Source organism: Sphingobacteriales bacterium, from assembly GCA_012517435.1.
Lineage (GTDB): Bacteria > Bacteroidota > Bacteroidia > CAILMK01 > JAAYUY01 > JAAYUY01.
On sequence record JAAYUY010000020.1, the window covers coordinates 1 to 6,091 of the forward strand.

The 6,091-nt window shown below is 40.0% G+C and carries 4 protein-coding genes; 2 read left to right on the forward strand and 2 right to left on the reverse strand.

What is annotated here, in order from left to right:
* Positions 1–3,841, forward strand: a 3,841-nt coding sequence (locus tag GX437_01075) for a PKD domain-containing protein (GenBank protein NLJ06238.1), incomplete at its 5' end; no start/stop codon positions are given.
* A gap of 26 nt (positions 3,842–3,867) precedes the next feature.
* Here the strand turns inward: GX437_01075 and GX437_01080 are convergent.
* Together GX437_01080 and GX437_01085 are read right to left on the reverse strand one after the other, a co-directional pair.
* Positions 3,868–4,467: a hypothetical protein gene (locus tag GX437_01080; GenBank protein NLJ06239.1), complete on the reverse strand. Its 600-nt coding sequence runs from the start codon at positions 4,465–4,467 to the stop codon at positions 3,868–3,870.
* The gene (locus tag GX437_01085; GenBank protein NLJ06240.1) at positions 4,451–5,395 is read right to left on the reverse strand and encodes an aminodeoxychorismate synthase component I; all 945 of its coding nucleotides are present in this window, start codon (positions 5,393–5,395) and stop codon (positions 4,451–4,453) included. The genes GX437_01080 and GX437_01085 overlap by 17 nt, the downstream gene beginning before the upstream one ends.
* A 250-nt stretch (positions 5,396–5,645) precedes the next feature.
* Between GX437_01085 and GX437_01090 the strand changes: the two genes are divergently transcribed.
* Positions 5,646–6,091: site-specific DNA-methyltransferase (locus tag GX437_01090; protein ID NLJ06241.1), on the forward strand; the 446-nt coding region annotated here is incomplete at its 3' end.

A 6,091-nucleotide genomic window follows, 5' to 3' on the forward strand; every position in this document is an offset into this window, starting at 1 on the left:
ATTGACCTATGATTTTGTCAATAAAAAATGGAATAAAATTGCCGGCAATATACCAGTTACCCAAAGTCCAAACAACATAGTAGCAGCTGAAAACATTGTCTTTCTGTCCACAGTTCAGTTTGTACCCACAGTAGCTATTTATTCGTACAGGAGCCTGAATCATGGAAATACTTTTGTGGAAATGAAGAATACAGGAGTGAACTTGTTTTTACCCAACAGCCTTGTCAGGATGAGTGACAGTAATCTGTTGGCCTCTTCTGAATTAGGGGAAATGTACGTCAGCAGCGATACAGGAAATACCTGGAAAACCGGTCAGTCAGGATTACTTAACAAATCTGTCGGTTCTCTTGTTGCACTCGACAACAAACTTTTTACCGTTAAAAATTTTAGCGGAATTATCAGGTCGGATGATGCAGGACAAACCTGGACGAAAAAAAACAGTGGTCTTACTACACCTTTTGCCAATATGTACTTTTCGAAAGAAATATTTGAGTTTAAAGGAACTTTGTATGCCACAATTGAAGAAAGCCCTGATGGTCAGGTTCAACTGTTTAAATCGACCAATTATGGAGATAGCTGGACAAAAATCACCAATATTCCAACATCTGAAAAGCGGATGAGCTTTGTCGCAAAATCTTCTAATAACCTGATTATGACTTTTTTTAATGATTATCAGGACAGTTGGAAAGATACTTTAAGCAAATATTTTATAACTAACAACATGAGTACATGGTCGGTAATTTCCAACAATTTTTACACGGCACTGAATCTTGACAAAGTTTACGGGATGATAACAACAGGGAACGAGATATTCATGTTTGCCAGAACTAAAAATAATAAATCTGTAATATGTTATTCCCCCAATCTTGGAGGTTTCTGGAACACCCGCTGGGTTGACCCGCAATATAATTATGAATTTAAAAAAGTCAACAGACATAATAACTTAAGTGGCTTTGTACCAGCCTGTTATATTTATGGAACAGGAAAGATAATGTTTGCCATGAGAAATTATAGTGCTGCCAAGGAAGGTGATTCTTTGTATATTCTTGACGGATTATCGCTTATCCCGGTCAGTTTATCAGGAATTTTGCTGCCCCTTTCAATTTCACACATTGACTATATGGACGGATTTTATTATCTCAGTACCAACACTGGTGTGTATGCTTCCAAAGACCTGATGACATGGAAGAGGGCAGGCGGAAGCAATTATTATACTGGAACTTCAGTTCTGAGTGTTGCCAAAAATGATTATATTATATATGTAGGTACAAACGGAAATGGAATATGGACTATTCCTCATCAGAAAGTGAATCTTGGAAATGATGTTAATGCTTGTTATGGCGACAGTGTTACCCTTTCAGCTACCGGGCCCGACAAGGATTTTACCTGGTGTTGCGGGCTGGGAACCAATGAAAAAGTAACAACTCTGACATTGACCAACAAAAGCTATACAGCCAGTGCTACCGATGTTTTCGGATATACAACAACTGATACGGTAATGGTTTATATCAATCCCAAACCTACGGCTTCATTTACCATCGATGATGATGAGCAATGCCTGAGTAACAATAAGTTTAAGTTTACAGTGACTTCCTCCAATGTAACCGGATGGCAATGGGATTTCGGTGACGGTAAAACAGGTTCAACAAATCCAGTTGACCACTCTTACACTTCCGGCACACAATACACTGTAAAACTTGTTGTGGTTACCGATAAAGGCTGTAAAGATTCGACTACCCGTACAGTCAAATTACTGAAAGGTCCTGATGCAATCCTCACCTTGTCTGGCGATTCTGCTATTTGTGACGGGGAAGAGGTTTCGCTTTATGCCAACAGCGGTTCAAACCTGAGTTATCAATGGTTCAAAGATGATGTTTTTATCTCAGGTCAGCCTTATATCATTGCAAAGAAACAAGGCAAATATCAGGTGGTTGTTACAGATAATACTTCAGGTTGCTCCACTACCTCCGATCCGGTCAACATCAAAGTCAACAGCTCTGATTTTGGCTTGTCATTTACTGCATCTCCCCGATTTTTCACTTCACCTCCCTTTAACGTGGCTTTCGACAACCTGACACCCAACCTTACCAATTACAACTGGCTATGGTTTTTTGGTGATAACACCACTTCCACCTCAGCCAATCCTTTTCATTCCTACACCTACAACGGAGATTTTGATGTAACACTCATTGCCCAGCATAAAACAACAGGATGTTATGATACCTTTACCCGTACTGCCTATATTTCGTGCTCTGGCGGGAGCAACAATCCCTGCACCATCAATCCACAGCTCAAATATACCGGGTCGCTTATCATTTGCAAAGGTGACAGCCTGAAACTTCAGGCCGATACAGGCTGGAACTATTCCTATATCTGGCAGCTGAACAGCGTGGTTTTAGCCAATGAAACCAAATCATTTTTGTATGCCAAAGAAAACGGACAATACAGGGTGCTGATTTCCAATCCTTCCTGTTCACTGATGTCTTATCCGGTAGTGATCAGTTATTATTATACCAAAAAACCTGAAATTAAATCAAACGGGCAGTTAACCCCATGTACCAACGACAGTATGGAGCTCTTTGTAACTACATCTTTTCCATCCTATAAATGGTCAACCGGACAAACAACCAATAAAATTATCATAAAAAACTCAGGTGAATATTGGGTGACTGTAACTACCCCCCAGGGTTGCAAGGTAAGCAGTGATAAATTTTCAGTCAACAAATCGCTGATTCCCCAACCTGAAATCTGTATTGTTACCGTAGAGCCAAACAGTAAGCGAAACCTGATTGCATGGGAGAGACCGAATACCAAGCTGATCAGTCATTATAATGTTTACAAGGAAACCTATCAGGCAAATGTCTATGACAAAATTGGTACTGTTCCTTACGATTCGGTCAGTGTATTCCTTGATACCAATTCCACTCCGAGAAAATTTGCCAACAGATACAAAATCACGCTGGTGGATACCTGCAATGTAGAATCAGCGCCCAGCAATCATCATAAAACCATACATCTGGCCACCAGCCCGGGCAATCCCGGTGAAGTCAACCTTATCTGGAGCCATTATGAAGGATTTCCTTTCAGCACCTATAAAATTTACAGAGGTACCAATACCAGCAATTTCCAGTTGATTGATTCTATGCCCAGCAACCTGAACTCCTATACGGATATCAATCCTCCTTCCGGTATTGTGTTTTATATGGTTTCAGTGGTGAAAAAGGATACCTGTTATCCGGCCATCAAGAGAGGAACCGTTAATTCTGGGCCTTTCAGCCAGTCAACTTCCAATATAAAGGATTATAATGCCAACCAGACTGATTACCTTGAATCTGATCCTAAAAGTCTGACATTGGATACCAATGCAGGGACGAAGGTTCTAAACGTCTGGACAAACAAAACTTCGTGGAGTGCTACTGTTGACCAGTCGTGGCTCTCGCTGACCATCAATCCTGACGATAACCTGCTGATTGTTGATTATCAGGCAAATACAGATAAATCGCAACGGACAGCAACCATAACCATCTCGGCATCGGGTGTTCCTGATTTGCTCATTCCCGTAACACAAAGTGGGACCAGTGATATCCCGTCTTTTGACAACCTCAGCATCTCTGTTTTCCCCAATCCTTCTCAGGATTATTTCTTTGTGGTAATTCCTGAAAATTCAGGAAATTTCGAATCACTCCGGATGATTGATATTGCTGGCAAAGAAGTTTTCAGAACAACTGATCAGCAGGGAAATGTTTTGAAGATCAACAGGCAAGGATATGCTCAGGGGTTGTATCTGCTGAAAATTGGCATCAGCGGAAAAGTTTATTTTGCCAAAGTGATACTGAATTAATCACGGTAAAATTCAGTTACCAGTGGTTAATAAATGATATTTTGAACAGGCAGCTGATTTTCAGGTAAAAAATCAAGCATTGCATTTATCAGGACAAATGATCTGAAGAAAACCAGGTCGCTTGTCCTGATTTCCTGTTCAAAGATACGCCCTTCATCCAGCAGTCGTTGACGGCAGGTTCCTTTCAAAAGCGGAGTGGCCGGGGTTATCCATTTTTCTCCGTCAGAAAAAAGGATATTTGCACGGGAAGTATCCGTCACAAAGCCGTTTTTTGCAATCAGAATGTCATCGGCTTTTCCTTTCAGGGAAAACAGTTCATTCAGTTTTGAACGGTCGGCAAATTTAAATGGATAGGATATGCGATTATTTTCAATGATTTTCAAGACTTTGACCGGTGTTTTAACATGAGGGACATATTCAACCTGCCTGATTTCTTCATCATAAATAATGCGGCATTTGTATGTTTGTCTGAAGGCTTCATCGGGGATATGCAGTTCTTTTTTCAGATTAAAGCTTCTCGTGACACTGAAAACTTTTTCAAGGCTGTATTTCATGCGATGTTCATGATAAGCAGCATGACAGGGCAAACCCTTTTCAATTCTGATGGTTTCAAGCAACAGGGACATATACTTTGTCGATTAATTCCCGATATTCCTTTTTTGCTGATGAGTTGACCGTTATTCCGCCTCCGCTCCGGTAGAAATGCCTTCCGTTCTTTTTTTCAATAAAACGTATCATCACACAGCTGTCGAGTTCATTCCCGTCAAAGATACCGCAGACACCTGTAAACCAGCCCCTGTCGTTTTTTTCAACGGCTCTGATGATTTCAACAGTTTTTTGTTTGGGTGCTCCGCTTACTGAGCCAGCAGGAAGTAAAGTGAAAATCAGGTCACCTAGTCGCTGATGAAAGTTTTTTCCCGGTTCGCCTGAGATTTCGGAACTCATCTGAATCAGTTGTTTTTCATGAGTTTTGATGTAGGAAAGATACCGGAAGCGGTCCACTTTTACATTGGCAGAGATCATGGCAAGATCATTACGGAGCAGGTCCACAATGGTATAGTGCTCTGCAAGCTCTTTTTTATCTTTAAGTAATTTGTTTTCAGCATTTTCAGTACTTGCGTCAATGGTACCTTTCATCGGATGGGTATAGATTTTCCCATTTCTGATCCGGACAAATGTTTCAGGTGAAAAAAATGTAAACTCATCGCGGTACCATACCTTGTAGGGCGCATCGGCCATGGAAAAAATTTCCGGCAGACTTGCATTTACATCTATTTCTGTTGGAAAAGTCAGGTTGAGCAGGTAAGAATTTCCATGCCTGAGCTCCTGCCTGACTTTCTGAAAAGCCTGCTGATATTCAGTGAACGCAATGGGTTTTTTAACCAGATTTATCTCCCGATGTTTTTGCATTTGAGCTGAAAAATTTGTTTTGGCGGGGAAATGAAACAACAGGATGGAAGGATCTATTTCGTCCAGAGGAATGACGAATGGTTTAAGCATTTCAAAATCAATGCAAAAGAAAAAAGGTTCCCTTTTTCTCCCCAGCTCATTCATTTTATTCTGCACAAGGTCTTTCAAAACAGGGTAATTGCTATTGATTAAAATAATCTATTATTGCACAAAATTATGCTTAATTTGTAATAACGGTCATGAGTATAGTGAGATAATCAGGCTTTTATCAAAAATCGGATTTAAAAGCATTTCTATTGAAATGAACTTCATAATTTTGAAGAGGAATTGTTTAATGAATAATGAAATATTTGCAGAGATTGTCCTGCAGAAATGAAATAATGCTGAACAAAAAATGGGTGAATTATTGACGATCAGGGAAGCAAGCAAATGGGCAACGGAGTATTTGGAAAAACGTGTTACACCTGCCAATATTTCTTATTTGATTCATTACGGAAGAATCAGTAAATTAGGAGAAAACGGTAATCCTTTAGTCTTAAAGGATGAGTTGATTGAGTACTATAAAACCCACAAAAAGACACGGAAAGAGGCATGGCAAGAGATTCTTGGCAATGATTTGAATTGGGCACTTTCTTTTGAGGAGTACAAAGAAGCTGAAACAACCAAGCATGTTCACAGATTACATCCCTACAAAGGAAAATTTATTCCGCAATTGGTCGAGTACTTTTTAGATGGTCATACGGATAATTTTAAAAAGGAAGTATATTTCAAACCGGGTGATATTATTTTAGATCCATTTTCAGGCAGTGGGACGACCATGGTTCAGGCATGTGAACTTGG